Here is a 25,967-nt window from a genome sequence, read left to right on the forward strand (position 1 = left end):
GATCGACCGGGGCCCCTCCGTCGTACAGGTGCGGCGCTCCAGGGTGTCAGGCCTTGACGCGGACCTGGTCGCGCAGCTTCGTGGTGATGTCGATCGCCACGTCCTTGGTGATGCTCTTGGTGTTGTCGCCCGGGGACACCATGGCGATCGTGCTGTAGTCGGCCCAGACGCAGAACCAGTCGGTCGACTCCTTCTTGGTCAGCGAGTTGGTGCTCTTCAGCGACTGGCACTTCATGACCGCGCCGTCGATGTCGGCCTCCTCGGGCTGACCGATCAGCTCGGTCTTGCCCTGGGTGCTGCTGGACGAAGCGGAGGAGTTGCTGCTCTGCAGTTCCTTCTGGATGACGGCGAAGTAGGTGTCGAGCGACGACTCGGGGTTCGCGATCTTGCCGTAGCCGCCCAGCATCGAGAACCCTCTGGCCGTCAGGAGCTCGGCCTGGCTCGGCAGGTCGGCGGGGTCGGGGTTCTGCGGGTCGTAGTCGCCGAAGTCGGCCGTCGACCACTGACCGATGACGGCCTTGCCGTCCTTGACGCCGCTGGCCGTCAGGTACTTGGCGGTGTCCGCGTCGGTGCTCTCGCCGCCCTTGCCGACCCGCTTGTAGTCGGTGAGCGCCGTGGCCGGGGTGTCCAGTCTGTGCGGGCCGTCGTCCTTCAGGCCGCCGGCGCCGCCGCCCCCGCCGATCACGAAGTAGGCGCCCACGCCGATCGCCGCCACGACCGCGACCGCGCCGATGATCAGGCCCGTCTTCTTGCCGCCGCCGCCGGGCGGCGGGGGCTGCGGGACTCCGTAGGGAGGCTGGCCGTAGGGCGGCTGCTGTCCGTAGGGAGGGGTCGGCTGCTGGCCGTACGCGGGCTGCTGGCCGTAGGGCGGGGCCTGCGGCGGGACGCCCTGCGGGGGCTGGGCCGGGTAGCCGTAGCCGGGCTGCGGGGCGGGAGGCTGCTGGGGGTAGCCGTAGCCGGGCTGGGGCGCCTGCGGCGGTTGGCCGTACGGACCGGGCTGTCCGTACGGTCCGGGCTGCTGGGGCTGCCCGCCGTACGGGCCCGGCTGGTTGTGACTCATTCCTGGGTTCCCCTCCAGATACTTATGTGATTTTCACATCCTGGCTCAAAGCCGATGTCTGCAAGGCGGCGGGGGCCCCACCGTTACACGGCAAACACGTTTCGGAACGGCCCCGTGACACCCCTAAACTGGGCCCGTGACCGAGAACGCTCAGCAGCAGCCATCAGCGCCCCACACCGAACTGCCGACCCAGTACGCGCCGGCCGACGTAGAGGGGCCGCTGTACGAGCGCTGGGTAGAGCGGGGCTACTTCGAGGCGGACGCCAAGAGCGAGAAGCCTCCGTACACGATCGTCATCCCCCCGCCGAACGTCACGGGCAGCCTGCATCTCGGGCACGCCTTCGAGCACACGCTCATCGACGCCCTCACCCGCCGCAAGCGCATGCAGGGCTTCGAGACGCTCTGGCAGCCCGGCATGGACCACGCCGGCATCGCCACCCAGAACGTCGTCGAGCGTGAACTGGGCAAGGAGGGCAAGTCCCGTCACGATCTCGGCCGTGAGGCGTTCGTCGAGCGCGTCTGGCAGTGGAAGGGCGAGTCCGGCGGCCAGATCAGCGGCCAGATGCGCCGCCTCGGCGACGGCGTCGCGTGGTCCCGTGAGCGCTTCACCATGGACGAGGGGCTGTCCCAGGCCGTCCAGACCATCTTCAAGCGGCTCTACGACGACGAGCTGATCTACCGCGCCGAGCGCATCATCAACTGGTGCCCGCGCTGTCTGACGGCGATCTCGGACATCGAGGTCGAGTACCAGGACGACGACGGCGAGCTCGTCTCCATGAAGTACGGCGAGGGCGACGACACGATCGTCGTCGCCACCACGCGCGCCGAGACGATGCTCGGCGACACGGCCGTCGCCGTCCACCCCGACGACGAGCGCTACAAGCACCTGATCGGCAAGCTGATCCGGCTGCCGCTGACGGACCGTTCCATCCCGGTCGTCGCCGACACCCACGTCGATCCCGAGTTCGGCACCGGCGCGGTCAAGGTGACCCCGGCGCACGACCCGAACGACTTCGAGATCGGCCAGCGCCACGACCTGCCGTCGCTCACCGTCATGGACGAGCACGCGGTCATCACCGCCCACGGCCCCTTCCAGGGCCTGGACCGGCTCGAGGCCCGCTCCGCCATCGTCGCCGCGCTGCGCGCCGAGGGCCGGATCGTCGCCGAGAAGCGCCCGTACGTCCACTCCGTCGGCCACTGCTCGCGCTGCAAGACCACCATCGAGCCGCGCCTGTCCATGCAGTGGTGGGTCAAGGTCGGCCCGCTGGCGAAGGCCGCCGGTGACGCCGTCCGCGACGGCCGCGTCAAGATCCATCCGCAGGAGATGGAGAAGCGGTACTTCGACTGGGTCGACAACCTCCACGACTGGTGCATCTCGCGGCAGTTGTGGTGGGGTCACCGCATCCCCGTCTGGTACGGGCCGAACGGCGAGGTCGTCTGCGTCGGTCCCGACGACGAGGCGCCGACCGGCGAGGGATGGCGGCAGGACACCGACGTCCTCGACACCTGGTTCTCCTCCGGCCTGTGGCCCTTCTCGACGCTCGGCTGGCCCGAACAGACCGAGTCGCTCGCGAAGTTCTACCCGAACTCCGTCCTGGTCACCGGCTACGACATCCTCTTCTTCTGGGTCGCCCGGATGATGATGTTCGGCCTGTACGCGATGGACGGCACTCCGCCGTTCCACACCATCGCCCTGCACGGCATGGTCCGCGACCAGTTCGGCAAGAAGATGTCGAAGTCCTTCGGCAACGCGGTCAACCCGCTGGACTGGATGGACAAGTACGGCTCCGACGCGCTCCGCTTCACCCTCGCGCGCGGCGCCAACCCCGGCGTCGACGTCCCGATCGGCGAGGACTGGGTCCAGGGCTCCCGCAATTTCGCCAACAAGATCTGGAACGCGACGCGCTTCGCGCTGATGAACGGCGCCACGGTCGACGGCCCGCTGCCGGACGCCTCGCAGATGTCGGCGGCCGACCGCTGGATCCTCTCCCGTCTCAACTCCGTCGTCGCGGATGTCGACGCGCTCTACGAGGACTACCAGTTCGCGAAGCTCTCCGATGCGCTGTTCCACTTCGCCTGGGACGAGGTCTTCGACTGGTACGTCGAGCTGTCGAAGACGACGTTCATGGCCGGCGGGGAACCCGCGAAGGTCTCCGGCCGCGTCCTCGGCGAGGTCCTCGACGTCACGCTGAAGCTGCTGCACCCGATCGTCCCGTTCGTCACGGAGACCCTCTGGACGACGCTGACCGGCGGCGAGTCCCTCGTCATCGCCGAGTGGCCGACCGCCGTGTCCGTTCCCGGGGCCGACGCCCCGGGGGGCTTCCGGGACGCCGCCGCGGAGCGGGAGATCGAGAGCCTGAAGTCGGTCATCACCGAGGTCCGCCGCTTCCGCGCCGACCAGGGTCTCCAGCCGGGCCAGCGGGTCCCCGCCCGCCTGACGCTCGACGGCACGGCGCTGGCGTCCCACGAGCCCGCCATCCGGCAGCTGCTGCGCCTGCAGCCCGAGGGCGAGAGCTTCTCCGCCACGGCGACCCTGCCGGTCGCGGGCGCCACGGTCGCGCTGGACCTGTCCGGCACGATCGACGTGGCCGCGGAGCGCAAGCGGCTCGCCAAGGACCTGGCCGCCGCCGAGAAGGAGAAGGCCCAGGCCAACGCCAAGCTCGGCAACGAGGCGTTCCTGGCGAAGGCCCCGGACAACGTGGTCGACAAGATCCGCACCCGCCTCGCCAAGGCGGACGAGGACATCGCGCGTATCCAGGCTCAGCTGGAGCGTCTGCCGCAGGCGTAGGACACCGCGACGATCGAAGGCCCCCGGGACCGGCGCCGCCGGCACGATTCCGGGGGCCTTCGCCCGTCTCCGCCTGTCTCCGCCACCTCCGCCCACCTCTGTCACCGCCCGTCCGTAGACTGGGCCCGTGAGCGAGCTCCCCCCGAACGGCAACCCAGACGACCTGCCCGCCCCCTTCGAGCCCCTCGATCCCTTCGACGAGATCGTCGCCGAGGAGACCGACCGCGACCCCGACCTCGCGGTGATCGAGGCCGGCAGCCGCACCCTGCGCACCCAGGGCGGCGCGCCGCAGTCCGACACGCCCGCGCGCCCCACGGACCCGGAGGTCGACAAGGCCCTGCGCGAGGTCGAGGCGGAGCTGGCCACCCGCTGGGGCGAGACCAAGCTGGAGCCCTCCGTCGACCGCATCGCCGCGCTGATGGACGTGCTGGGGGAGCCGCAGCGCTCGTACCCCTCGATCCACATCACCGGCACCAACGGCAAGACGTCGACCGCCCGCATGATCGAGGCGCTGCTCGGCGCCTTCGAACTGCGCACCGGCCGCTACACGAGCCCCCACGTCCAGTCGATCACCGAGCGGATCAGCCTGGACGGCGCCCCGCTCTCCGCCGAGCGGTTCATCGAGACGTACGACGACGTCAAGGCGTACGTCGAGATGGTCGACGGCATGCAGGAGTACCGGCTGTCGTTCTTCGAGGTGCTGACCGGCATGGCCTACGCGGCCTTCGCCGACGCGCCCGTCGACGTCGCCGTGGTGGAGGTCGGCATGGGCGGCTCGTGGGACGCCACGAACGTGATCGACGCCGACGTGGCCGTCGTCACGCCCATCGATCTCGACCACACCGACCGGCTCGGGGAGACGCCCGGGGCGATCGCCGCCGAGAAGGGCGGGATCATCAAGCAGGACGCCACGGTCATCCTCGCCCAGCAGCCCGTCGACGCGGCGCAGGTGCTGCTGAGGAAGGCCGTCGAGGTCGACGCCACGGTCGCCCGGGAAGGGCTGGAGTTCGGGGTCGTCGCCCGCCAGGTCGCCGTCGGCGGACAGCTCGTCACCCTGCGCGGCCTGGGCGGCGAGTACCCCGAGGTGTACCTGCCGCTGCACGGCCCCTACCAGGCGCACAACGCGGCCGTGGCGCTCGCCGCCGTCGAGGCGTTCTTCGGCGTCGGCTCCCAGCGGCCCGAACCGCTCGACATCGAGACCGTGCGCAAGGCGTTCGCGGCGGTGTCCTCGCCGGGCCGCCTCGAGGTCGTCCGGCGCTCCCCGACCGTCGTCCTGGACGCCGCGCACAACCCGGCCGGCGCCCGCGCCACCGCCGAGGCCGTCGGCGAGGCCTTCGACTTCTCCCGTCTGATCGGCGTGGTCGGGGCCAGCGCGGACAAGAACGTCCGGGGGCTGCTCGAGGCCTTCGAGCCGATCTTCGCCGAGGTCGTGATCACCCAGAACACGAGCCACCGCGCGATGGACGCCGACGAGCTCGCCGCGATCGCCGTCGAGGTGTTCGGCGACGACCGCGTCCAGGTCGAGCCCCGGCTGCCGGACGCCCTCGAGGCGGCCATCACGCTCGCCGAGGAGGAGGGCGAGTTCGCCGGCGGCGGCGTCCTCGTCACCGGTTCCGTCATCACCGTCGGCGAGGCCCGACTGCTCCTCGGGAAGGGCTGAGGACACCATGCGCACTCTCTGTTCCTCGACCCTGATCGGCGAGTTCTTCGTCATCGGCTTCGCCGGTCTGGTCGCCATGAAGGACGCCGACCTGTCCACGTCCACGGTGTGGACGGTCTGCGGCGTCGCCATGCTCCTCAGCGTTCTGCTGTGCGGCGCAGTCACCCGGCCCGGGGGCGTCGCCCTCGGCTGGGCGCTGCAGATCGCTCTCGTCGCGTCCGGGTTCTTCGTCCCGATCATGTTCTTCATGGGAGTGCTCTTCGGGGCCCTGTGGTGGGCGTCCGTGCACTACGGCAGGAAGGTCGACGAGGCGAAGGCCCGCTTCGCCGCGCAGGCCGCAGGCCCCTCCCCGGACCCTGCTGACGCTGTGTGACAAACGCCGGGACACGCCCTGTAACCTCATCCCACCGCACACGCCGGCGCCGCCACCCGGCGCCGGAACATCGGCACCGCACACCGGTAGTAGAAGGAGTCCCCTCGTGAGCCAGCGCACCCTCGTCCTGCTCAAGCCCGACGCCGTCCGTCGTGGCCTGACCGGCGAGATCATCAGCCGTATCGAGCGCAAGGCCGGCTGGCGGATCACGGCGCTGGAGCTGCGCACCCTGGACCAGGACACGCTGGAGCAGCACTACGGAGAGCACAAGGGCAAGCCCTTCTACGAGCCCCTGGTGCAGTTCATGGCCTCCGGCCCGGTCGTCGCGCTGATCGTCGAGGGTGAGCGGGTCATCGAGGGCGTGCGCGCGCTGGCCGGCCCGACCGACCCGATCGCCGCCGCGCCCGGCTCCATCCGCGGCGACTACGGTGTGATCGTCCGCGAGAACCTGATCCACGCGTCCGACTCCGAGGAGTCGGCCGAGCGTGAGGTGAAGATCTTCTTCCCCGGTCGCGCCTGATCCGGGGGGCTTTCGCAGCGGTTGAACGGGCGATCGAGGGAACGTGAGCCCCCGAACGCCCGTCTCCGGAAGCGAACCCACACAGCATCTGCAAACAATGGCGGAGACCGCTCCGCAGTGTTCGTGCAGGCGCGTTTACGATGGAAGCCTTCACGTCACAGCACCCACCTCGCCGACCTGAAAAGCCCTCAAAGCTCATGGAAGGCCAGTCGAATCCTGATGGGGAACTCAATGTCGTTCATCGGCCGTGACATGGCTGTCGACCTCGGGACCGCCAACACGCTGGTGTACGTCAGGGGTCGCGGGATCGTACTCAACGAGCCGTCCGTCGTCGCGATCAACACCAACACCGGTGGCATCCTCGCGGTCGGCGCCGAAGCGAAGAAGATGATCGGGCGCACGCCGGGCAACATCGTCGCCGTGCGTCCGCTGAAGGACGGCGTGATCGCCGACTTCGAGATCACCGAGCGGATGCTCCGTTACTTCATCCTGAAGATCCACAAGCGGCGGTATCTGGCTCGGCCGCGGGTCGTCGTCTGCGTGCCCTCGGGCATCACGGGCGTCGAGCGCCGTGCCGTCATCGAGGCGTCGACCCAGGCCGGCGCCCGTCAGGTGCACATCATCGAGGAGCCCATGGCCGCTGCCATCGGTTCCGGCCTGCCGGTCCACGAGGCCACGGGCAACATGGTGGTGGACATCGGCGGCGGCACCACGGAGGTCGCGGTCATCTCGCTCGGCGGCATCGTCACCGCCCAGTCCATCCGCGTCGCGGGTGACGAGCTGGACAGCTCGATCATCCAGCACATCAAGAAGGAGTACTCGCTCCTCCTCGGTGAGCGGACGGCTGAGCAGATCAAGATCACGATCGGTTCCGCCTACGACCTCGACGACGACCAGCACACCGAAATCCGCGGCCGGGACCTCGTGTCCGGGTTGCCCAAGACCGTCGTCATCTCGGCCGCCGAGGTGCGCAAGGCGATCGAGGAACCGGTCAACGCGATCGTCGACGCCGTGAAGACCACGCTCGACAAGTGTCCGCCGGAGCTGTCCGGCGACATCATGGACCGCGGAATCGTTCTGACCGGCGGCGGAGCCCTGCTGCGCGGGCTGGACGAGCGGCTGCGCCGGGAGACCGGCATGCCCATCCACATCGCGGAGGACCCGCTGGACAGCGTGGCGCTCGGCTCCGGCAAGTGCGTCGAGGAGTTCGAGGCGCTCCAGCAGGTCCTGGACGCCGCGCCGCGCAGATGACGTAACGCTTCGATTCCGCCGTACGGGATGATCTCCTCTCGTGCGGCGGATCGTTGATCCAGAGGCATAAGCTCCGACAAAAGCGCCCTTGGCCATCCTGGCCCGGGGCTACCCGAATTACCGCTTCCGTTTTCCGGAACCCGACACCTGCATCCTGATTCCTGTTCTTGGTTTTTTCTCGAGGAAGGGCACGGCCGCCGCACGTGAGGGACACACGAGAGAGCCGGCTGCTCCTGGTGCTGCTGATCGCCGTCGCGTTCGCGCTGATCACGGTGGACATCCGCGGCGGGGAGGACTCCCCGGTCGACGGCGCCCGGCAGGCCGCGGCCGCGGCCTTCGGCCCGATCGAGAACGGCGTGGCGTCGGCGGTGGACCCCGTCGGCAACGCCGTCTCCGCCGTCCGCGACTCCGGCGAACGCCATGACCGGCTCACCGATCTGGAGCAGGAGAACGCGGCTCTCAAGGCGAAGCTCGGCAGCGACGACCGCAACCGCAGCCGACTGGCGCAGCTCGACAAGATCCTGAAGATCGCCGGCGCCGGCCAGTACGGCATCAAGGGCGCGGAGGTCATCGCGATAGGAGCGGCCCAGGGCTTCTCCTGGACCATCACCATCGACATCGGCGCGCGGGACGGCGTCAAGCGCGACATGACGGTCCTCAACGGGGACGGGCTGGTCGGGCGGGTCACCACCGTCGGCCCGAACACCGCGACCGTCCTGCTGGCCAGCGACCCCGACTTCACCGTCGGCACCCGGATGGAGGCGTCCGACGAGCTCGGCTTCGCCTCCGGGCAGGGCGACCGGCCGCTGCGCGTCGAACTCCTCAACGGCAAGGCCGACGTGAAGAAGGGCGACCGGCTGGTCACCTTCGGCTCGCAGGCCGACAAGCCCTTCGTGCCCGGCGTCCCCGTCGGCATCGTCTCCCGCGTCGACCCCTCCGGCGGCGACCTCACCCGCACCCTCTACGTCACGCCGTACGTCAGCTACACCAAGCTCGACATCGTGGGCGTCGTCGTCGAGGCCCCGAAGAAGGATCCGCGCGACACCGTGCTCCCCTCGAAGCCCAAGCCGGTCCCCACGCCGACGGTGACCGTCACGGTCACGCCGAGCGCGAACGCACCCGAAGACGGCCAGCAGCAGTAGGAGCTGACAACCCCCATGCGCGTCAACCGGATCCTGCTCTCCGTTCCGCTGGTCGTGGTCGCCCTGGTGATCCAGGTGAGCGTCCTCGCCCGCCTTCACCTCCCGGGGGCCGTCCCCGACCTGCTCCTGCTCACCGTCCTGGGCCTGGCCATGGTGTACGGCCATGTCGGCGGCGCCCTCATCGGCTTCGGCGCCGGCCTGCTCGCCGACCTGGCGCCCCCCGCCGACCACGCCGCCGGCCGCTACGCCCTCGTGCTGTGCGTGATCGGCTATCTCGCCGGGCTCGCCAAGCCCGAGACCGGGCAGATCAAGTCGGCCACCGGTCCGATGGTCGTGGTGGTCGGCGCCGCCATCGGCTCCACCCTGCTGTACGCCGGGGTCGGCGCCCTCGTCGGCGACACCGCCGCCCGCCATGTCGGCCTCACCGGGCTGCTGTTCACGGCCGCCCTGTACGACCTGCTGCTCGCGCCGTTCGTGGTCCCCGCGATCATGTTCCTGGCGCGGCGCGCCGACAACGACCCCCTCGCGGAGACCAACTCCGCGGCGAACAGCCCCGACATCTCCTCCGGCTGGCTCTCCTCCGGGACGGGCCTGCGGATCGGCGGGCAGCGCGGCGGGCTCAAGCTGAAGGCGGCCAAGTCACGGGCGACCCGGGCGGGCCGCATCAAGGGGGTCAAGCGCCTGTGAGCGCCGGTGCCCGCGCGGGGAGCGCGTCCGTGGAGGAATCACCCGAACGGGGCAAGGTCAGGCGGAACGAGGCCTCACAGGCTGATCGTTCATCATTCGTCCGCGCACATGTGTTCGCGCACCGAGAGGGGGAGCAGCCGCAGTGACCAACATCCCCGAGACCGGTCGGACCCCACGGGTCCAGATCCGGCTCGTCGTGATCCAGATCCTCGTCCTCTCCCTGCTCGGCACCCTCGGCGGCCGTCTGTGGTACCTCCAGATCCGGGAGGGCGCGGCGTACGCCAAGGAGGCCTCCGGCAACCACGTCCAGCAGGTGGTCGAGCCCGCGGTGCGCGGCTCGATCCTGGACGCGCGCGGGGTGCCTCTCGCCGACAACGAGACACGGCTCGTGGTCTCCGCCTCCCGCACCGACCTGCTGAAGCAGAAGGACGACGGCAAGGCGGTTCTGGCCAAGCTCGCGGGCGTCCTCGGCATGAAGCCGGACGAGGTCGCGCAGAAGGTCCGGCTGTGCGACGCGAAGACCCCCCAGCCCTGTTGGAACGGCTCGCCGTACCAGCCGATCCCCATCACCGACGAGGCGACCGCCAAGCAGGCGCTCCAGATCCGCGAACGCGCCGAGGACTTCCCCGGCATCACCGCCGAGCCCGAGGCCGTGCGTCGTTACGCGGCCCCCGGCAACGCCAACACGGCCCAGGTCCTCGGCTATCTCTCTCCGGTCACCGACGACGAGATCACCAAGGCCCAGGACAGCGACTCGCCCTACCTGCGTTCCGACCAGGTCGGCCGCTCCGGCCTGGAGCGCCAGTACGACAAGGAGCTGCGCGGCAAGGCCGGCGTCACCCGCTACGAGGTCGACAACCTCGGCCGCGTCATCGGCGAGGCCGAGGCGGACGAGGCGCAGCCCGGCGCCAATCTCGTCACCAGCATCGACGCCCGCGTCCAGCGGGTCGCCGAGTACGAGCTGAGCAACGCGATGAAGGTGGCACGCGAGTCGTTCGACAAGATCACCGGCGAGAACTACAAGGCCGACTCCGGGGCGGTCGTGGTGATGGAGGCCAAGACCGGCCGGGTCGTCGCCATGGCGTCCGCCCCGGCCTACGACCCCAACGTCTGGGTCGGCGGGATCTCCGCCAAGGACTACAAGAAGCTCACCGGCAAGAACTCCGACTACCCGCTGCTCAACCGGGCCATACAGGGTCAGTCGGCGCCCGGTTCGACGTTCAAGGTGGTCTCCACGGCCGCCGCGGTCGAGGCGGGTTACGAGTGGGACGGCGGCTACCCGTGCACCAGCTCGTACTCGGTGGGCGGCCAGGTCTTCAAGAACTTCGAGGGAGAGAGCTTCGGCCCGATCTCGCTCGGCCGGGCCCTCGAGGTCTCCTGCGACACCGTCTTCTACGGCCTCGCGGACCGGGAGTGGAAGAAGGACGGCGGCATCAACCCGAAGAAGGGTGAGCCCAAGGACTACTTCTACAAGGCGGCCCACCAGTTCGGCCTCGGCAAGGAGACCGGCGTCGACCTGCCCAACGAGGTCACCGGCCGTGTCCCGGACCGTCAGTGGAAGGAGTCCTACTGGAAGGCCAACAAGGACTCCTGGTGCAAGTACGGCAAAAAGGGCGGCACGTATGTCGAGATGATCGCGTACGAGAACTGCCTCGAGGGCAACAAGATGCGCGAGGGCGACTCGATCAACTACTCCATCGGCCAGGGCGACACCCTCGTCACCCCGGTTCAGGAGGCCGTGATCTACGGGGCGCTCGCCAACGGCGGCACGATGTACACCCCGACCATCGGCAAGGCCATCGTCAGCGCCGACGGCAGGACCGTCCAGGAGATCAAGCCCAGGCCCAAGGGCCGGCTGCCGGTCGACAAGGCCACGATCAAGGGCATGGACGCGGCCTTGGAGGGCGTGGTCACCCGCGGTACCGCCGCCTGGAAGTTCGGCGGCTGGCCGCAGAAGGAGATCCCGCTGCACGCCAAGACCGGTACCGCGGAGGTCTACGGCAAGCAGACGACGTCCTGGCTGGCCACGTACAGCAAGGACTACACGGTCGTCATGACGATCGCTCAGGCCGGTACCGGCTCGGGCGCCTCCGGTGAGGCCGTGCGGCACATCTACAACGCGATGTACGGCGTCTCGGACGACGGCAAGATCGACAAGAAGAACGCCCTGCTGCCCACCCCGCAGGTCGGTCTGCCGAAGGTCCAGGCGGACGGCACGATCAAGTCCCCGAAGGTCTCGAAGGACCCGGCCAAGGAGCAGCGCGCCAGCCAGCAGACCGCTCCGAAGCCGGACGAGACGCAGACCGCGGCCACCGTCCAGCAGAACACCGATCCCAACCGCGACACCCGCAGGCGACGGCGGAAGAGGGGAAGCCGGAGGATGTGCACATGAGCGGCGCGAACGGTTTCTCCGTCTCCGGATACGGGCCCGAACGGGCCGGCTGGACCCGGGTCTTCGCCCGTGACTCGCTGGCCCGGCGGCTGGACTGGCCGATCCTGACGTCGGCGATCGCCCTGTCCCTGATCGGCTCGCTCCTGGTCTTCTCGGCGACCCGCAACCGCACCGAGATCAACCAGGGCGACCCGTACTACTTCCTCATCCGACACCTCATGAACACCGGCATCGGGATCTGCCTGATGATCGGCACGGTCTGGCTCGGCCACCGCTCCCTGCGCAACGCGGTGCCCGTCCTCTACGGACTCTCGCTCATGGGGATCCTGGCGGTGCTGACCCCGCTGGGCTCGACGGTCAACGGCGCGCACTCCTGGATCGTCGTCGGCGGCGGCTTCTCGCTGCAGCCCTCCGAGTTCGTGAAGATCACGATCATCCTGGGCATGGCCATGCTGCTCGCGGCCCGGGTCGACGCGGGCGACAAGCTCTACCCCGACCATCGCACGGTGCTCCAGGCCCTCGGCCTCGCGGCCGTCCCCATGCTGATCGTGATGCTGATGCCCGACCTCGGGTCCGTCATGGTCATGGTGATGATCGTGCTGGGGGTGCTGCTGGCCTCCGGAGCCTCCAACCGCTGGGTCTTCGGACTGCTCGGCGCGGGCACGGCCGGTGCCGTCGCCGTATGGCAGCTGCACATCCTGGACGACTACCAGATCGCCCGCTTCGCCGCCTTCGCCAACCCCAGCCTCGACCCCGCGGGGGTCGGCTACAACACCAACCAGGCCCGCATCGCGATCGGCTCCGGCGGTCTCTCCGGCGCCGGTCTGTTCCACGGCTCACAGACGACGGGCCAGTTCGTCCCGGAACAGCAGACGGACTTCGTCTTCACCGTTGCGGGCGAGGAGCTGGGGTTCCTGGGCGCGGGTCTGATCATCGTCCTGCTCGGTGTGGTCCTCTGGCGCGCGTGCCGGATAGCGCGTGAGACCACGGAGCTGTACGGCACGATCGTCGCCGCGGGCATCGTGGCCTGGTTCGCCTTCCAGTCCTTCGAGAACATCGGGATGACCCTGGGCATCATGCCCGTGACCGGTCTGCCGCTGCCCTTCGTCTCTTACGGCGGCACGTCGATGTTCGCCGTCTGGGTGGCGGTGGGACTGCTGCAGTCCATCCGGGTGCAGCGGCCGATGTCCGCGTAAACGCGCGGAGACCTTGTGGTTTCCCCGAGTTCGGCCGCTGTCCGGGCCCGTACGCCCTGCCGTGCGGGCCCGACTCCGACTAGATTCGATTCATGGCGGAGACGAAACGCGAGATCGAGCGCAAGTACGAATCCGATGACAGCGGGCTGCCCGACCTCACCGGCGTGGCCGGGGTCGCGTCCGTCCTCGACCAAGGCGTCGCCGAGCTGGACGCGATCTACTACGACACGTCCGACCTGCGACTGGCCGCGGCGTCCATCACGCTGCGCCGTCGCACCGGAGGATCCGACGCCGGCTGGCACCTGAAACTCCCCGTCGCGGCCGGCGTCCGGGACGAGATCCGGGCCCCGCTCTCCGACGCCGTGCCCGACGAGCTCGCCGGGCTGGTGCGCTCCCGCGTCCGCGAGGGACAGCTGGTGCCCGTGGTGCGGCTCCGGTCGGCGCGTGACGTCCGCCTCCTTCTCGACGCCGAGGGCCGGCTGCTCGCCGAGGCCAGCGTGGACGCCGTCAGGGCGGACCGGCTGTTCGGCGGCGAGGGCAGGGCCCAGTGGACCGAGATCGAGGTGGAGCTCGCCGACGGCGGCGATCCGGCCGTGCTCGACACGCTGGACAAGAGGTTGCGCAAGTCGGGCGTGCGGCCCTCGAAGTCGGCGTCGAAGCTGGCGCGGGCGCTGGCGGAGACGGCGCCCAGGAAGAAGCGGGCCAGGGCGAAGGCTGCTGCCGAGGGCGACGAGGCGAAGGCGGCGGCGAAGGGAAAGGGCGACGCCAAGGGGAAAAGCGACGCCAAGAGGAAGAGCGACGCCAAGGGGAAGGCGGCGGTCGAGGCGGAAGGGGCGGGGCACAAGGCCCCGGACCGGGAGCCCGTGACCGCCGGTGATCATGTGCTGGCGTATGTCCGTGCGCAGCGGGACGCGATCCTCGCGCTGGATCCGGCCGTCCGCCAGGACACCGAGGACGCCGTGCACGACATGCGCGTCGCCACCCGTCGGCTGCGCAGCACGTTCCGCTCGTTCCGCAAGGTCCTCGACCGGGACGTCACCGACCCGATCGGCGTCGAGCTGAAGTGGCTGGCCGGCGAGCTGGGCGTGGGCCGTGACCAGGAGGTGCTGGCCGAACGCCTCGGGGAAGGTCTCGACGGCCTGCCGAGCACCCTCGTCTCGGGCCCGGTCGGCGAACGGCTGCAGACCTGGGCCAAGGCGCAGCACCACGGCTCCCGCCGCCGGCTGCTGGGCGTCCTCGACTCGGCGCGTTACCTGACCCTGCTGGACGCCCTCGACGCGTTCGTCGCCCAACCGCCGCTGCGGCCTGCGGCCGAGGGCAAGCCGGCCAAGGTCCTCGCCAAGGCCGTGCGAGCGGACCTGGGGAAGGTGTCCGACCTCGTCGAGCAGGCCCTGGAGGCGCCGCCGGGCCGCGACCGGGACGAGGGCCTGCACGAGGCGCGCAAGAAGGCCAAGCGGACCCGGTACGCGGCGGAGACGGCGACTCCGGCGATCGGCCGGCCGGCCAAGGCGCTGGCCAAGTCCATGAAGTCGCTGCAGAGCCTGCTCGGTGAGCACCAGGACAGCGTCATGGCCCGGCAGACCCTGCGCGAGCTGTCCGCCGTGGCGCACGCGGCGGGCGAGAGCGCGTTCACGTACGGGCTCCTGTACGGACGGGAGGAGCGGCGGGCCGAGCTGGTGGAGCTGGAGCTGCCGGCGGCCTGGGAGCGGATCCGCGGCGCGACGGAGGTTTGACGGCGGCCGCGGCGGTTCTCACGGGGGTGGGGGAGGTCTGCGGCCGGGTTAGGCTAGATGGTCACCCCCCAGCCTCCGCCCGGGGGGACCCCCCAGTCCGCTCACGAAGGTGCCCCCGCGATGTCTGTCGAGTCGGTCTTCCCGCAGCTCGAAGCACTGCTCCCGCATGTGCAGAAGCCGATCCAGTACGTGGGCGGCGAGCTCAACTCCACGGTCAAGCCCTGGGAGTCCTCAGACGTCCGCTGGGCGCTGATGTACCCGGACGCCTACGAGGTCGGCCTGCCCAACCAGGGCGTCATGATCCTCTACGAGGTGCTGAACGAGCAGGAGGGCGTCCTCGCCGAGCGCACCTACAGCGTGTGGCCGGACCTGGAGGCGCTGATGCGGGAGCACGCCGTCCCGCAGTTCACCGTGGACAGCCACCGTCCGGTGAAGGCGTTCGACGTCTTCGGTCTGTCCTTCTCCACGGAGCTGGGCTACACGAACATGCTGACCGCCCTGGACCTGGCCGGCATCCCGCTGGAGGCCGCGGACCGCACGATCGACGACCCGATCGTCCTCGCGGGCGGCCACGCGGCCTTCAACCCCGAGCCGATCGCCGACTTCATCGACGCGGCGGTCATCGGCGACGGCGAGCAGGCCGTCCTCGACATGACGAAGATCATCCGCGAGTGGAAGTCCGAGGGCCGGCCCGGCGGCCGCGAGGAGGTCCTCCTCCGCCTCGCGAAGACGGGCGCGGTGTACATCCCGCGGTTCTACGACGTCGAGTACCTGCCGGACGGCCGGATCGCGCGTGTGGTGCCGAACAGGTCGGGCGTGCCGTGGCGCGTGTCCAAGCACACGGTCATGGACCTCGACGAGTGGCCCTACCCCAAGCAGCCGCTGGTCCCGCTCGCCGAGACGGTCCATGAGCGCATGTCGGTGGAGATCTTCCGCGGCTGCACCCGGGGCTGCCGTTTCTGCCAGGCCGGCATGATCACCCGCCCGGTGCGCGAGCGGTCCATCACGGGCATCGGCGAGATGGTGGAGAAGGGCCTGAAGGCCACCGGCTTCGAGGAGGTCGGCCTGCTCTCGCTGTCGAGCGCCGACCACAGCGAGATCGGCGAGGTCGCCAAGGGACTCGCGGACCGCTACGAGGAGGACAAGATCGGCCTGTCCCTCCCCTCCACCCGCGTGGACGCCTTCAACGTCGACCTCGCGAACGAGCTGACGCGCAACGGTCGCCGCTCCGGCCTGACGTTCGCGCCCGAGGGCGGCTCGGAGCGCATGCGCAAGGTCATCAACAAGATGGTCTCCGAGGAGGACCTGATCCGCACCGTCTCCACCGCGTACGGCAACGGCTGGCGTCAGGTGAAGCTGTACTTCATGTGCGGCCTGCCCACGGAGACGGACGAGGACGTTCTGCAGATCGCCGACATGGCGATGAACGTGATCGCCGAGGGCCGCAAGGTCTCCGGTCAGAACGACATCCGCTGCACGGTCTCCATCGGCGGGTTCGTGCCCAAGCCGCACACCCCCTTCCAGTGGGCCCCCCAGCTCTCCGCCGAGGAGACGGACGCGCGCCTGCAGAAGCTCCGGGACAAGATCCGCGGCGACAAGAAGTACGGCCGCTCCATCGGCTTCCGCTACCACGACGGCAAGCCCGGCATCGTCGAGGGCCTGCTCTCGCGCGGCGACCGCCGCATCGGCGCGGTCATCCGGGCCGTCTACGAGGACGGCGGCCGCTTCGACGGCTGGCGCGAGCACTTCTCCTACGACCGCTGGATGAGCTGCGCCGACAAGACGCTGCCCGCCTTCGGCGTGGACGTCGACTGGTACACGACCCGGGAGAAGACCTACGAGGAGGTCCTGCCCTGGGACCACCTGGACTCGGGCCTCGACAAGGACTGGCTCTGGGAGGACTGGCAGGACGCCCTCGACGAGACCGAGGTCGAGGACTGCCGCTGGACCCCCTGCTTCGACTGCGGTGTGTGCCCGGCGATGGACACCCACATCCAGATCGGCCCGACCGGCCAGAAGCTGCTGCCGCTGACCGTGAAGCAGCCGGCGGGCAGCGGGCACGCGCACTGAGTCCGGCGAACGGCCCCCCTTTCCCGGCGGAAAGGGGGGCCTTCGGCGTCAGGTGGTACGGCGGAGGCTGTCGTTGGCGCCCGGCGCCGGGGAGTTCAACGGCTGCCAGGCCAGGGTCGGGAACGCGGGGTCGGGGCAGGTCAGGGTCGCCCGGCCGGCGACCTGGCTCGCCCTGCAGATGATCTCGAAGACCTGGCCCGTGGTGGTCAGGATGTCGATCTTGATTCCCGCCAGGTCCTGCATGCCCTGACTGTGCTCGTTGATCGACACCCCGCAGGCGAATCCCGCCGCGCCGCCGGTCGGATACCCGGTCCTGGTGCTGAGGTCGGTCCACCGCAGCAGGTGGTCGGCGTTGGGGCGGACGTCCCGGATGCCCGCGTAGGTGAAACCGCCGGTCACCGCACCACGGACCTCGTACACCTGCTGGTCCTGGTAGGCGTCGATGTCGGCGCACGGTCCCGTCGGGCCGGTACTGCCCGGCTGACCCGGTTCGCCCGGCGTTCCCGGGGCTCCGGTCGGGCCCGTCGGACCGGTGGCGCCCCGGGGACCCCTCGGGCCTCTCGGTCCGCGGCACCTGTCCATGCCGCCGGCCTGACTCGCGCGGTGCGGTTTCGGCTTGCACTTGTCGCCGCCGGCGACGGCCGCCGTCCGCGCTCCCTCGGTGGCGCTGCCCGCCGCCGCGGCCGCCGGGCTGATCAGGCCGGCCGCCAGGATCACGGCGAGCGAGGCCAGCATGCCTGCCTGCTTGCACCTGTGCCGGGCCACCGGCCCGAGGGGGGAGTCTGCTCCGAACTCATGCCGCATGTGCGTGCTCCTCGCGATCGACCGGTCCGGGCGCATCCCGGCCGTGTGGGCGAGCTTGGACGACGTGAACCGGCTTGATCGAACCACGACGCCCGCATCATCACTTTTATCGACGTATCGGACTAATCGATGCGCACTGATGGGGGCATTCCGTGCGTGGGACGGGCGACCGGTGAGCCGGCCTGTGTCACGTTGACGCCCGTGAAACACCAGACCCTCTGCCTGTGCATGATCGTCAAGGACGAGTCGCAGGTGATCGGCCGCTGCCTGGAGTCCGTGCGCCACCTCGTCGACTACTGGGTGATCTCCGACACCGGGTCGACGGACGCGACGCGGGAAGTGATCCGGGAGGTGCTCGAGGGCATTCCGGGGGAGCTCCACGACGAGCCCTGGGTCGACTTCGGGCACAACCGGACACGGAACATCAGGCACGCCATCGGCAAGGCCGACTACCTGCTCACGCTCGACGCCGACCACGTCGTGCGGCAGGACGCCTCCATGCCCCGGCTCACGGCGGACTCGTACATGCTGCGCTACGACACCCCCGGCTCCCAGCACCGCTTCAAGCACCTCATGCGCGGCGACCGCGCGTGGCGGTACGAGGGCGTCACTCACGAGTACCCCTGCACCGACGGCCCCGACCGGCAGGAGAACCTGGACGCGCTCGTCATCGAGGACCACGCGGACGGCGGCTGCCGCGGCGACAAGTTCGAGCGCGACGCCCGGTTGCTGCGCACCGAGTTCGAGCGCGATCCGGCCAACACGCGCACGGTCTTCTACCTCGCCAACACCGAACGCGACCTGGGGCACGCGGACGAGGCGATCGCGCTGTACGAACGGCGGGCCGAACTGGGCGGCTGGGGCGAGGAGGTGTACTGCTCGCTCCTCGAGGCAGGGATCCTGCGGGCGGAGGAGGCCGACGACTGGCCCGGGGCCATGGACGCGTTCTCCCGCGCCTGGGAGTCCAGGCCCACCCGGCTCGAGGCCGTCTACGAACTGGCCTCGCGACTGCGCCTGCGAGGCCGTTACCACACGGCGTACTCCATGCTCGGCACGGTCGTCGGCCGCGCCGAGCCGGACGATCTGCTCTTCACCCGGTCCTGGGTGTACCGGTGGGGACTCCTCTTCGAGTTCTCCATCTGCGCCTACTGGGTCGGCGACCACGCGGCCGCCGTCCGGGCCTGCGACGTGCTGCTGGCCATGCCGGACCTGCCCGACGCCATCCGCCGCCAGACGGAGACCAACCGGGAGTTCTCCGTCCCCCACGTCAAGGCCGGGGCCTCCACGCTCACCCCGGTACGCCGTCCGAAGGCGTCCCGGGCCGGGAAGGCGGCGCGGGTCCGCAAGCGGTAGTCGGCCCTGACGCTCCCTCATGACACGTCCGCGCTCATACGTTTCCATCCGATCATCGCGACGGCGCCCGGCGTCGTCCTCTGTGTCCTCACCTGTCCGTGTGGGGCCGTTCGGGTCAGCGCGCTCGCGTCGGCGCATCCGCCGAGCCCGTTGCGGCGTCTACATCCACATGGACCTGCAGAAACCGACCGCCGAACCGCCCCAGCCGCCGCCCGCGTCAGGCGGCCGGGCGCCCGAGGGGTGCCTGGTCGTCGCGCTCCGGCTGCCCGTGCGGATCGTCGTGCTCGTGCTGGTCGTGCCCGTGCGGATGGCGTGGGACCTCCTCGTCGTCGCGGGGCGGTTCCTGCGCGACACCGTGCTGCGGCCGTTCGGGCGGGCCCTGCTCTGGCTCGGGAAGGCGCTGTTCGTCCTGCCGCTGATCGGCCTGTGGCGGTACGTCCTGACCCCCGCGGGCAAGGCGCTCGCCTGGCTCGGACACGTGCTGCTGGTCGTGCCGGCGCTCTGGCTGTACCGGTACGTCCTGACACCGCTCGGGCAGGGCGTCGCCTGGCTGGCGCGGACGGCCGGGGCCGGGCTCGGGTGGGTGTACGCGCGCGTGCTGACGCCTGTGGGGCACGCGCTCGCGTGGCTGGCCAGGGGGATCGGAGCCGTCCTCGCCGCCGTCGGGATGGGCTCGTACGCGGCCGTCGCCTGGCTGCTGCGGTACCTCGTCGTCGTCCCCGCCCGGTGGCTGCACACGTGGATCCTCGCGCCCGTCGGCCGGGCCGTCGCCTGGTGTGCGCTCGGCGTGGGGCGCCTCCTGGCGCTGCTGGTCAGCGGGATCGGGGCCGTCCTCTACTGGACCGCCAGGATCCTGGTCGTGCTGCCCGCGGCCGCCCTGTGGCGCTGGGTGCTCGCCCCCGTCGGCCGCTTCCTCGCGGTCGTCGCCCGGGAGGTGGGGGACGCGCTCGGGCACGCCTGGCGGATCGCCGGACGCCTCTCGCTGACGGTCGGACGGTTCCTCGGAACCCTCCTGCGGTGGATCTTCGTCGAGCCGGTGCGCTGGGCGTACCGGACCGTCCTCACCCCGGTCGGGCACGTCGTCCGCGACGCTGTGCTGCGGCCCGCCGCCCGTGCCGCGCGCAGCGTGGGCAGGGCCACCCGGCAGGCCCTGGCCGCCGCCCGGGAGACGGCACGGCAGACCCGTGCCGACGTGCGGCAGCTGCTCTTCGGGAAGCCGCGGCAACCGGAGGCGGTCGGCCGACGGGAACCATCGACCGGCGAGGCACGTACTCTTGGTAGCAGTACGACCGCTCTCACGAAGGACTGAACGACACTGGGCAAGCGACAGCCCGAAGGCCCGCCGCCCGCACCCGCGGTGCAGCGCATCCGACTGCGCTACACCAAGCGCGGCCGCCTCCGGTTCACCAGCCACCGTGACTTCCAGCGCGCCTTCGAGCGTGCGTTGCGCCGTGCCGAGGTGCCGATGGCGTACTCGGCGGGGTTCACGCCGCATCCGAAGGTGTCGTACGCCAATGCCGCACCCACCGGCACGGGCAGTGAGGCGGAGTATCTGGAGATCGCGCTCACCGCGGCGCGTGACCCGGAGAAACTGAGACTCCTCCTCGACGAGTCGCTGCCCACCGGGCTCGACATCGTCGACGCGGTGGAGGCCCGGACCTCGGGCCTCGCCGACCGGCTGACGGCCTCCGTGTGGGAGCTGCGGCTGGACGGCGTGGACCCGGCAGACGCCGACCGGGCGGTGAACGCCTTCAACGAGGCCGACGCCGTCGAGGTCCAGCGCATGACCAAGAACGGCCTGCGGACCTTCGACGCCCGCGCCGCGGTCGCCCGGCTGGAAACGCACAGTGAACCCGCTGATAGGCCGACCGACCAGCCCTGTGCGATACTGCGGCTGGTTGTTCGGCACGTGACGCCTGCCGTACGACCCGACGACGTCCTGTCCGGTCTCCGCGCCGTGGCCGACCTGGCGCCGCCGGTCCCCGCAGCGGTGACCAGGCTGGCGCAGGGGCTGTTCGATGCAGAGACCGGCACGGTGACCGACCCGCTCGCGCCCGACCGCGAGGCAGTTCAGGCCCCTACAACGGCCGAACCCGCTGCCGCCGCGAAGGCGCCCGCGTAGGGAAGGTTCCGCGAAGGAACGTACGCCGTAGCGCCGCCCTCGTACTCGGGAGCCACCTGGGTCGGGCGGCGAACCGACCAGAAGACTTTCGCCAGGCCGTGCGCAGTGGGCGTACGGAACCGGCGAGACAGGACACAGAGAGCTCCCGTGCGGCGCCCGCGCCCCGGACGGCGGCACCGCGCATCGCGCGAGCCGCGGACGTCAACGGCGGTCGATCCTTCGTGATCGCCGCCGGACCAGGCGCGGCGCCCGGGAGCCTGACGGGAGAAACGCCCGCATGCTCGAGCCAACCGAATCCACAGAGTCCGTTCCGGACTCCGATGCCAACACCCCCAGCGACACCCTGCCGCCGCGTCGCCGGCGCCGTGCCGCTTCCCGGCCGGCGGGTCCGCCGGTCGCCGCCGCCGAAGCCTCGGCCGAGATCACCACGCCGGCCATACCGGCAGTGGAGTCCGCCGAGCAGCTGGCGGAGGAAGACCTCCAGGACGTGACCGTCCCGCAGGAGAAGGTCTCCGCGGACGCCGAGGCGCAGGAGGCCGAGGTCGCGCCCCGGACGCGCCGCCGGGCCACCCGCCGTGCGTCCGCGCCCGCCGGTGCGCCGGCTGCCGTCGAGGCCGCGGAGACCGTCGTGCCCGTGGCCGCGGCGGAGGAAGCCCCGGCCGAGCAGGCCGAGGCCGAAGAGGCCCCTGCCGAGGACGCCGCTCCTCGCCGTAGCCGTCGCCGGGCCACGCGCCGCGTGTCCGCGCCGGCCGAGGAGGCCGCGGCCGAGGTCGTCGAGCCCGTCGTCGAGCCGGCCTCCGACAAGGCCCTCGCGGAGCCCGAGCCGGAGCCCGAGGCGCCCGTCGAGGCCGCCCCCCGTACCCGCCGCCGGGCCACCCGCCGCGCGACCGCCCCCGCCGGAGCCCCGGAAGCCGAGACGCCCGCCGTCGCCGCCGAGGCCGAGACGCCCGCCCCCGCGGAGTCCGCAACGCCCGCCGTCGCCGACGAGGCGCCCGCCGAGCCCGCGCCCCGCGCCCGTCGCCGCGCGACCCGCCGCGCCGCCGCGCCCGCAGAGGCCGAGGTCGCCGAGGCGCCCGAGGCCGTGAAGGTCTCCGAGCCGGTCGCCGCGCCGGCCGAGCCGGTGCCCGCCGCCGTGACGAAGGCGACGGCACCCGAGGCCGCCGGCGCCGACGAGGCGCCCGCCGCCGACGAGGACGCAGGTTCCCGGCGTGGCCGCCGGCGTGTGGTCCGTCGTGCCGCGGGCGGCTTCACCGCGCCCGCCCAGGAGCGCGCGGAGTCCGACGCGCCGAGCCGTCCCGCACGGCCCGCGGTCGCCGTGTTCCAGGCGCCCGTGTTCGCCGAGCCGCAGTTCCAGACCCCGCAGCGGGCCGCCGCCGAGGCTGCCGCCGCGGAAGCCGATGCCGGTGAGGCGGAGGCCGCCGCGGAGGCCGAGGCGCAGGAGCGCGAAGAGATTCAGGAGCCGGTGGAGGAGCCGGCCGGTTCGCGCCGCCGTCGTCGTCGCCGGGCCGCCGGACCCGCCGACGAGACCGAGGCCGACCGCACCGCCGCGCCCGCCGCCCGGGCCGCCGCCCCCGTCGTCGACGACGAGCCGGAGACCGAGCCGGAGGACGCCGACGAGTCCGACGACGTCGCCGACGGCGACGACGAGACCGAGGAGACCGGTTCGCGCCGCCGTCGCCGCCGTGGCGGCCGTCGCCGTCGCCGTGGCGACGCCGCCGACGGCGAAGGGGACTCCGGGGACGCAGACTCCGACGAGTTCGCCGCCGAGCAGTCCGCGCAGGACGCCGAGGACACCGGCGAGCAGGAGGACGAGGACGCGGAGGACGACGAGGCGGGCGGTTCCTCCGCCGGAAGCCGTCGTCGCCGTCGGCGTCGTCGTCGCGCCGGCGACTCGTCCACCGAGGCCGAGCCCGGCGACGGGGACCCGGAGCGCACCGTCGTCAAGGTCCGCGAGCCGCGCAAGCCCTCCGAGCCGTCCGACGAGGTGCAGTCCATCAAGGGCTCGACCCGTCTGGAGGCCAAGAAGCAGCGCCGCCGGGAAGGCCGTGAGCAGGGCCGCCGTCGGGTGCCGATCATCACCGAGGCCGAGTTCCTGGCCCGCCGCGAGGCCGTCGAGCGGGTGATGGTCGTCCGCCAGAGCGGCGAGCGCACCCAGATCGGCGTCCTCGAGGACAACGTGCTCGTCGAGCACTACGTCAACAAGGAGCAGGCCACCTCGTACGTCGGCAACGTGTACCTGGGCAAGGTCCAGAACGTGCTGCCGTCGATGGAGGCCGCCTTCATCGACATCGGCAAGGGGCGCAACGCCGTCCTGTACGCCGGCGAGGTGAACTTCGAGGCGCTCGGCATGGCCAACGGGCCGCGTCGCATCGAGGCCGCCCTGAAGTCGGGCCAGTCGGTCCTCGTGCAGGTCACCAAGGACCCGATCGGGCACAAGGGCGCGCGTCTGACCAGCCAGGTCTCCCTTCCGGGCCGCTACCTGGTGTACGTGCCCGAGGGCTCGATGACCGGCATCAGCCGCAAGCTGCCCGACACCGAGCGGGCCAGGCTGAAGACGATCCTCAAGAAGATCGTCCCCGAGGACGCGGGCGTCATCGTGCGCACCGCCGCCGAGGGCGCCAGCGAGGACGAGCTGCGCCGTGACGTCGAGCGGCTGCAGGGCCAGTGGGAGGACATCCAGAAGAAGGCGAAGAACGGCGGCAACGCCCCGACGCTGCTGTACGGCGAGCCGGACATGACCGTCCGGGTCGTGCGCGACATCTTCAACGAGGACTTCACCAAGGTCATCGTCAGCGGTGACGAGGCCTGGTCGACGATCCACGGGTACGTGTCGCACGTCGCGCCCGACCTCGCCGAGCGGCTGTCCAGGTGGACCTCCGAGGTAGACGTCTTCGCCACGTACCGGATCGACGAGCAGCTCGCCAAGGCGCTGGACCGCAAGGTCTGGCTGCCCAGCGGCGGCTCGCTGGTGATCGACCGGACCGAGGCGATGGTCGTGGTCGACGTCAACACCGGCAAGTTCACCGGGCAGGGCGGCAACCTCGAGGAGACGGTCACCAGGAACAACCTGGAGGCGGCCGAGGAGATCGTGCGCCAGCTGCGGCTGCGCGACCTCGGCGGCATCATCGTCATCGACTTCATCGACATGGTGCTGGAGTCCAACCGGGACCTGGTGCTGCGCCGGCTGCTGGAGTGCCTGGGCCGCGACCGCACCAAGCACCAGGTGGCCGAGGTGACCTCGCTGGGCCTCGTCCAGATGACCCGCAAGCGGGTCGGGCAGGGTCTGCTGGAGTCGTTCTCCGAGACCTGCGTGCACTGCAACGGGCGGGGCGTCATCGTCCACATGGAGCAGCCGACCGCGGCAGGCGGCGGCGGGAAGCGCAAGAAGCGCGGCCGTGGCGGCGACGGACACATCCACGAGCACGACGCGGCGGTCGACGTCGTCGAGCCGCTGAGCGCCGAGCTGGAGGCGGAGAGCGAGGCCGAGGTCGCCGCCGAGGTGGCCGAGCCGGTCGCGCTCGCCGCTCCGGAGTTCGCGCCGGACGAGGAGCTGTACAGCAGCATCGCCGAGGCGGAGGCATCCGCCACCCGTGGCCGGGGCCGGCGCCGGGCGAGCCGCAGGGCGTCCGCCCCGGCGGGCGCGCCGAGGGGCGGCGCGTCGCGCAGGACGGGCGGCTCCGACGCCTTCGGCGAGGCGGAGACCGTCGAGGCGGCCCCCGCGTCGCCCGCGGCTCCCGAGACGCTCGTCGACGCCCCCACCGCGCAGGAGGTCACCGCCGAGGCGGAGGCCGAGCGCCCGGTGCGGCCCGCCGAGGCGGCCGCGGCGCACGCCGAGCCGGTCGCCGTCGAGGACCCGGTCGTCGAGGCGGCGGCGGACACGCCGGCCGTCGACGAGGCCGCGCCCAAGGGCCGCACGCGTCGTCGCGCCACCCGCAAGGTGTCCGCGCCGGCCGGTTCGCCGGCGGGCGCCGAGGCCGCCGTGGTCACGGTCGCCGAGCCGGCGCTCGCGCCGGCCCCGGTCGCCGAGGCCGCTGCGACGCAGCCCGAGGCCGCGCAGCCGGAGGCCGGACCGGGCGACACGCCCGTAGCCGAGCCCGTCGTCGAGAGCGCGGCTCCGGCCCGCCCGCGCCGTCGGGCCGTGCGCAAGGCCACCGCGCCGACCGCGTCCGAGGAGACGGCCGTCGTGATCGTCCCGTCGGCCGCGCCGGAGTCCGCTGTCGCGGACGACGCCGGCGAGCCGGCCGTCGCCGAGACCGGGGCGCCCGCCGCCGAGGAGGCGCAGGCCGCTCCGGTGAAGAAGACGGCCGCCCGCAAGACGGCGAAGAAGGCCACGGCCAAGAAGGCCGCCACGAAGACGGCGGTGGCCAAGAAGACGGCCGCGAAGAAGACCGTCGCCAAGAAGACGACGGCCAAGAAGGCGGCGAAGACGGTGACCAAGAAGACGGTGGCCGCGCAGCAGAGCGCACCGTCGGTCTCCGCCCCGACGGAGGACTGACGCCCCGTGAGGGAGCCTTCGTGAACGCACGGCGACGCGGCCGCCCGGCACCCCGGGTGTCCGCGTCGCCGTGCATTCACCCGCGGGTTACTCTGTGTTCTGCTTGTGACAGAGCGCACCCATGCGCTGGGTTTCACTGCGATAACCCTGGAGAAAATCGCCGTCCGCGGGCTGGTAACGTGCACTGTGGTCCCGGTGGCCGATGACATGCACACCGTGACCACAGCCGATGGAGCACATCCGGTCTTCCAGCCGGACACGGCTGACTTCCCGCCAGGAACCCTTTGAGGCGGGTCCTGTGTACAAGCCGTTCGCCCGCCC

17 protein-coding genes are annotated in these 25,967 nt (G+C 71.2%); 15 read left to right on the plus strand and 2 right to left on the minus strand.

The annotated features are described in order from the left end of the window. Window positions 1-46: 46 nt before the first annotated feature. Window positions 47-1,060: a hypothetical protein gene (locus ACN6LD_RS21365; protein WP_445044020.1), complete on the minus strand. Its 1,014-nt coding sequence runs from the start codon at window positions 1,058-1,060 to the stop codon at window positions 47-49. Between the two features lie 136 nt (window positions 1,061-1,196). Between ACN6LD_RS21365 and ACN6LD_RS21370 the strand changes: the two genes are divergently transcribed. From ACN6LD_RS21370 to ACN6LD_RS21420, 11 genes are all read left to right on the plus strand, one after another. After that, window positions 1,197-3,848, plus strand: coding sequence for a valine--tRNA ligase (locus ACN6LD_RS21370; protein WP_319193528.1), 2,652 nt, complete (start codon window positions 1,197-1,199; stop codon window positions 3,846-3,848). 127 nt (window positions 3,849-3,975) lie between these two features. Further along, window positions 3,976-5,508 (plus strand): bifunctional tetrahydrofolate synthase/dihydrofolate synthase, encoded by a 1,533-nt coding sequence (folC, locus tag ACN6LD_RS21375; RefSeq protein ID WP_445044021.1) that lies wholly within the window; start codon window positions 3,976-3,978, stop codon window positions 5,506-5,508. Window positions 5,509-5,515: 7 nt separating this feature from the next. After that, window positions 5,516-5,881, plus strand: coding sequence for a DUF4233 domain-containing protein (locus ACN6LD_RS21380; RefSeq protein ID WP_319193526.1), 366 nt, complete (start codon window positions 5,516-5,518; stop codon window positions 5,879-5,881). A gap of 106 nt (window positions 5,882-5,987) precedes the next feature. Beyond that, window positions 5,988-6,401 (plus strand): nucleoside-diphosphate kinase, encoded by a 414-nt coding sequence (gene ndk / locus ACN6LD_RS21385; protein WP_107443950.1) that lies wholly within the window; start codon window positions 5,988-5,990, stop codon window positions 6,399-6,401. 231 nt (window positions 6,402-6,632) lie between these two features. Beyond that, the gene (locus ACN6LD_RS21390) at window positions 6,633-7,652 is read left to right on the plus strand and encodes a rod shape-determining protein (RefSeq protein ID WP_054244925.1); all 1,020 of its coding nucleotides are present in this window, start codon (window positions 6,633-6,635) and stop codon (window positions 7,650-7,652) included. Between the two features lie 203 nt (window positions 7,653-7,855). Continuing rightward, window positions 7,856-8,794: a rod shape-determining protein MreC gene (gene mreC, locus ACN6LD_RS21395; protein WP_319193524.1), complete on the plus strand. Its 939-nt coding sequence runs from the start codon at window positions 7,856-7,858 to the stop codon at window positions 8,792-8,794. 15 nt (window positions 8,795-8,809) lie between these two features. Beyond that, entirely contained in the window at window positions 8,810-9,481 is a 672-nt protein-coding gene (gene mreD / locus ACN6LD_RS21400; protein ID WP_266717688.1) for a rod shape-determining protein MreD, read from the plus strand. A gap of 142 nt (window positions 9,482-9,623) precedes the next feature. Next, window positions 9,624-11,873 (plus strand): penicillin-binding protein 2, encoded by a 2,250-nt coding sequence (gene mrdA, locus ACN6LD_RS21405; RefSeq protein ID WP_319193523.1) that lies wholly within the window; start codon window positions 9,624-9,626, stop codon window positions 11,871-11,873. Next, on the plus strand, window positions 11,870-13,069 hold the full coding sequence (rodA, locus tag ACN6LD_RS21410) for a rod shape-determining protein RodA (RefSeq protein ID WP_319193522.1): 1,200 nt from the start codon (window positions 11,870-11,872) through the stop codon (window positions 13,067-13,069). Before mrdA ends, rodA begins: the two co-directional genes overlap by 4 nt. A gap of 92 nt (window positions 13,070-13,161) precedes the next feature. Further along, window positions 13,162-14,802, plus strand: a complete 1,641-nt coding sequence (locus ACN6LD_RS21415; RefSeq protein WP_445044022.1) for a CYTH and CHAD domain-containing protein — start codon at window positions 13,162-13,164, stop codon at window positions 14,800-14,802. 120 nt (window positions 14,803-14,922) lie between these two features. Continuing rightward, window positions 14,923-16,872 (plus strand): TIGR03960 family B12-binding radical SAM protein, encoded by a 1,950-nt coding sequence (locus tag ACN6LD_RS21420; RefSeq protein WP_319193519.1) that lies wholly within the window; start codon window positions 14,923-14,925, stop codon window positions 16,870-16,872. A 48-nt stretch (window positions 16,873-16,920) separates the two neighbouring features. Here ACN6LD_RS21420 and ACN6LD_RS21425 read toward each other — a convergent pair whose 3' ends face one another. Then, complete coding sequence (locus ACN6LD_RS21425; protein WP_319193518.1) at window positions 16,921-17,676, minus strand: hypothetical protein; 756 nt, start codon at window positions 17,674-17,676, stop codon at window positions 16,921-16,923. A 201-nt stretch (window positions 17,677-17,877) separates the two neighbouring features. Between ACN6LD_RS21425 and ACN6LD_RS21430 the strand changes: the two genes are divergently transcribed. From ACN6LD_RS21430 to ACN6LD_RS21445, 4 genes are all read left to right on the plus strand, one after another. Further along, a complete protein-coding gene (locus tag ACN6LD_RS21430; RefSeq protein ID WP_445044023.1) occupies window positions 17,878-19,029 on the plus strand; it encodes a glycosyltransferase in 1,152 nt (383 codons plus the stop codon). Window positions 19,030-19,198: 169 nt separating this feature from the next. Then, complete coding sequence (locus tag ACN6LD_RS21435) at window positions 19,199-20,338, plus strand: hypothetical protein (protein WP_319193514.1); 1,140 nt, start codon at window positions 19,199-19,201, stop codon at window positions 20,336-20,338. A gap of 48 nt (window positions 20,339-20,386) precedes the next feature. Further along, entirely contained in the window at window positions 20,387-21,151 is a 765-nt protein-coding gene (locus ACN6LD_RS21440; RefSeq protein ID WP_319193512.1) for a TIGR03936 family radical SAM-associated protein, read from the plus strand. Between the two features lie 277 nt (window positions 21,152-21,428). Further along, window positions 21,429-25,646 (plus strand): Rne/Rng family ribonuclease, encoded by a 4,218-nt coding sequence (locus tag ACN6LD_RS21445; protein WP_445044024.1) that lies wholly within the window; start codon window positions 21,429-21,431, stop codon window positions 25,644-25,646. The last annotated feature ends 321 nt before the right edge of the window (window positions 25,647-25,967 follow it).

The organism is Streptomyces sp. SAS_272, from assembly GCF_052543235.1.

Coding starts and splice junctions, on each gene's coding strand:
- ACN6LD_RS21420 (WP_319193519.1), top strand. CDS start 14,923: ATGTCTGTCGAGTCGGTCTTCCCGCAGCTCGAAGCACTGCTCCCGCAT.
- ACN6LD_RS21435 (WP_319193514.1), top strand. CDS start 19,199: ATGGACCTGCAGAAACCGACCGCCGAACCGCCCCAGCCGCCGCCCGCG.
- rodA (WP_319193522.1), top strand. CDS start 11,870: ATGAGCGGCGCGAACGGTTTCTCCGTCTCCGGATACGGGCCCGAACGG.
- ACN6LD_RS21390 (WP_054244925.1), top strand. CDS start 6,633: ATGTCGTTCATCGGCCGTGACATGGCTGTCGACCTCGGGACCGCCAAC.
- mreD (WP_266717688.1), top strand. CDS start 8,810: ATGCGCGTCAACCGGATCCTGCTCTCCGTTCCGCTGGTCGTGGTCGCC.
- ACN6LD_RS21365 (WP_445044020.1), bottom strand. CDS start 1,060: ATGAGTCACAACCAGCCGGGCCCGTACGGCGGGCAGCCCCAGCAGCCC.
- ACN6LD_RS21415 (WP_445044022.1), top strand. CDS start 13,162: ATGGCGGAGACGAAACGCGAGATCGAGCGCAAGTACGAATCCGATGAC.
- ACN6LD_RS21380 (WP_319193526.1), top strand. CDS start 5,516: ATGCGCACTCTCTGTTCCTCGACCCTGATCGGCGAGTTCTTCGTCATC.
- ACN6LD_RS21445 (WP_445044024.1), top strand. CDS start 21,429: ATGCTCGAGCCAACCGAATCCACAGAGTCCGTTCCGGACTCCGATGCC.
- ACN6LD_RS21425 (WP_319193518.1), bottom strand. CDS start 17,676: ATGCGGCATGAGTTCGGAGCAGACTCCCCCCTCGGGCCGGTGGCCCGG.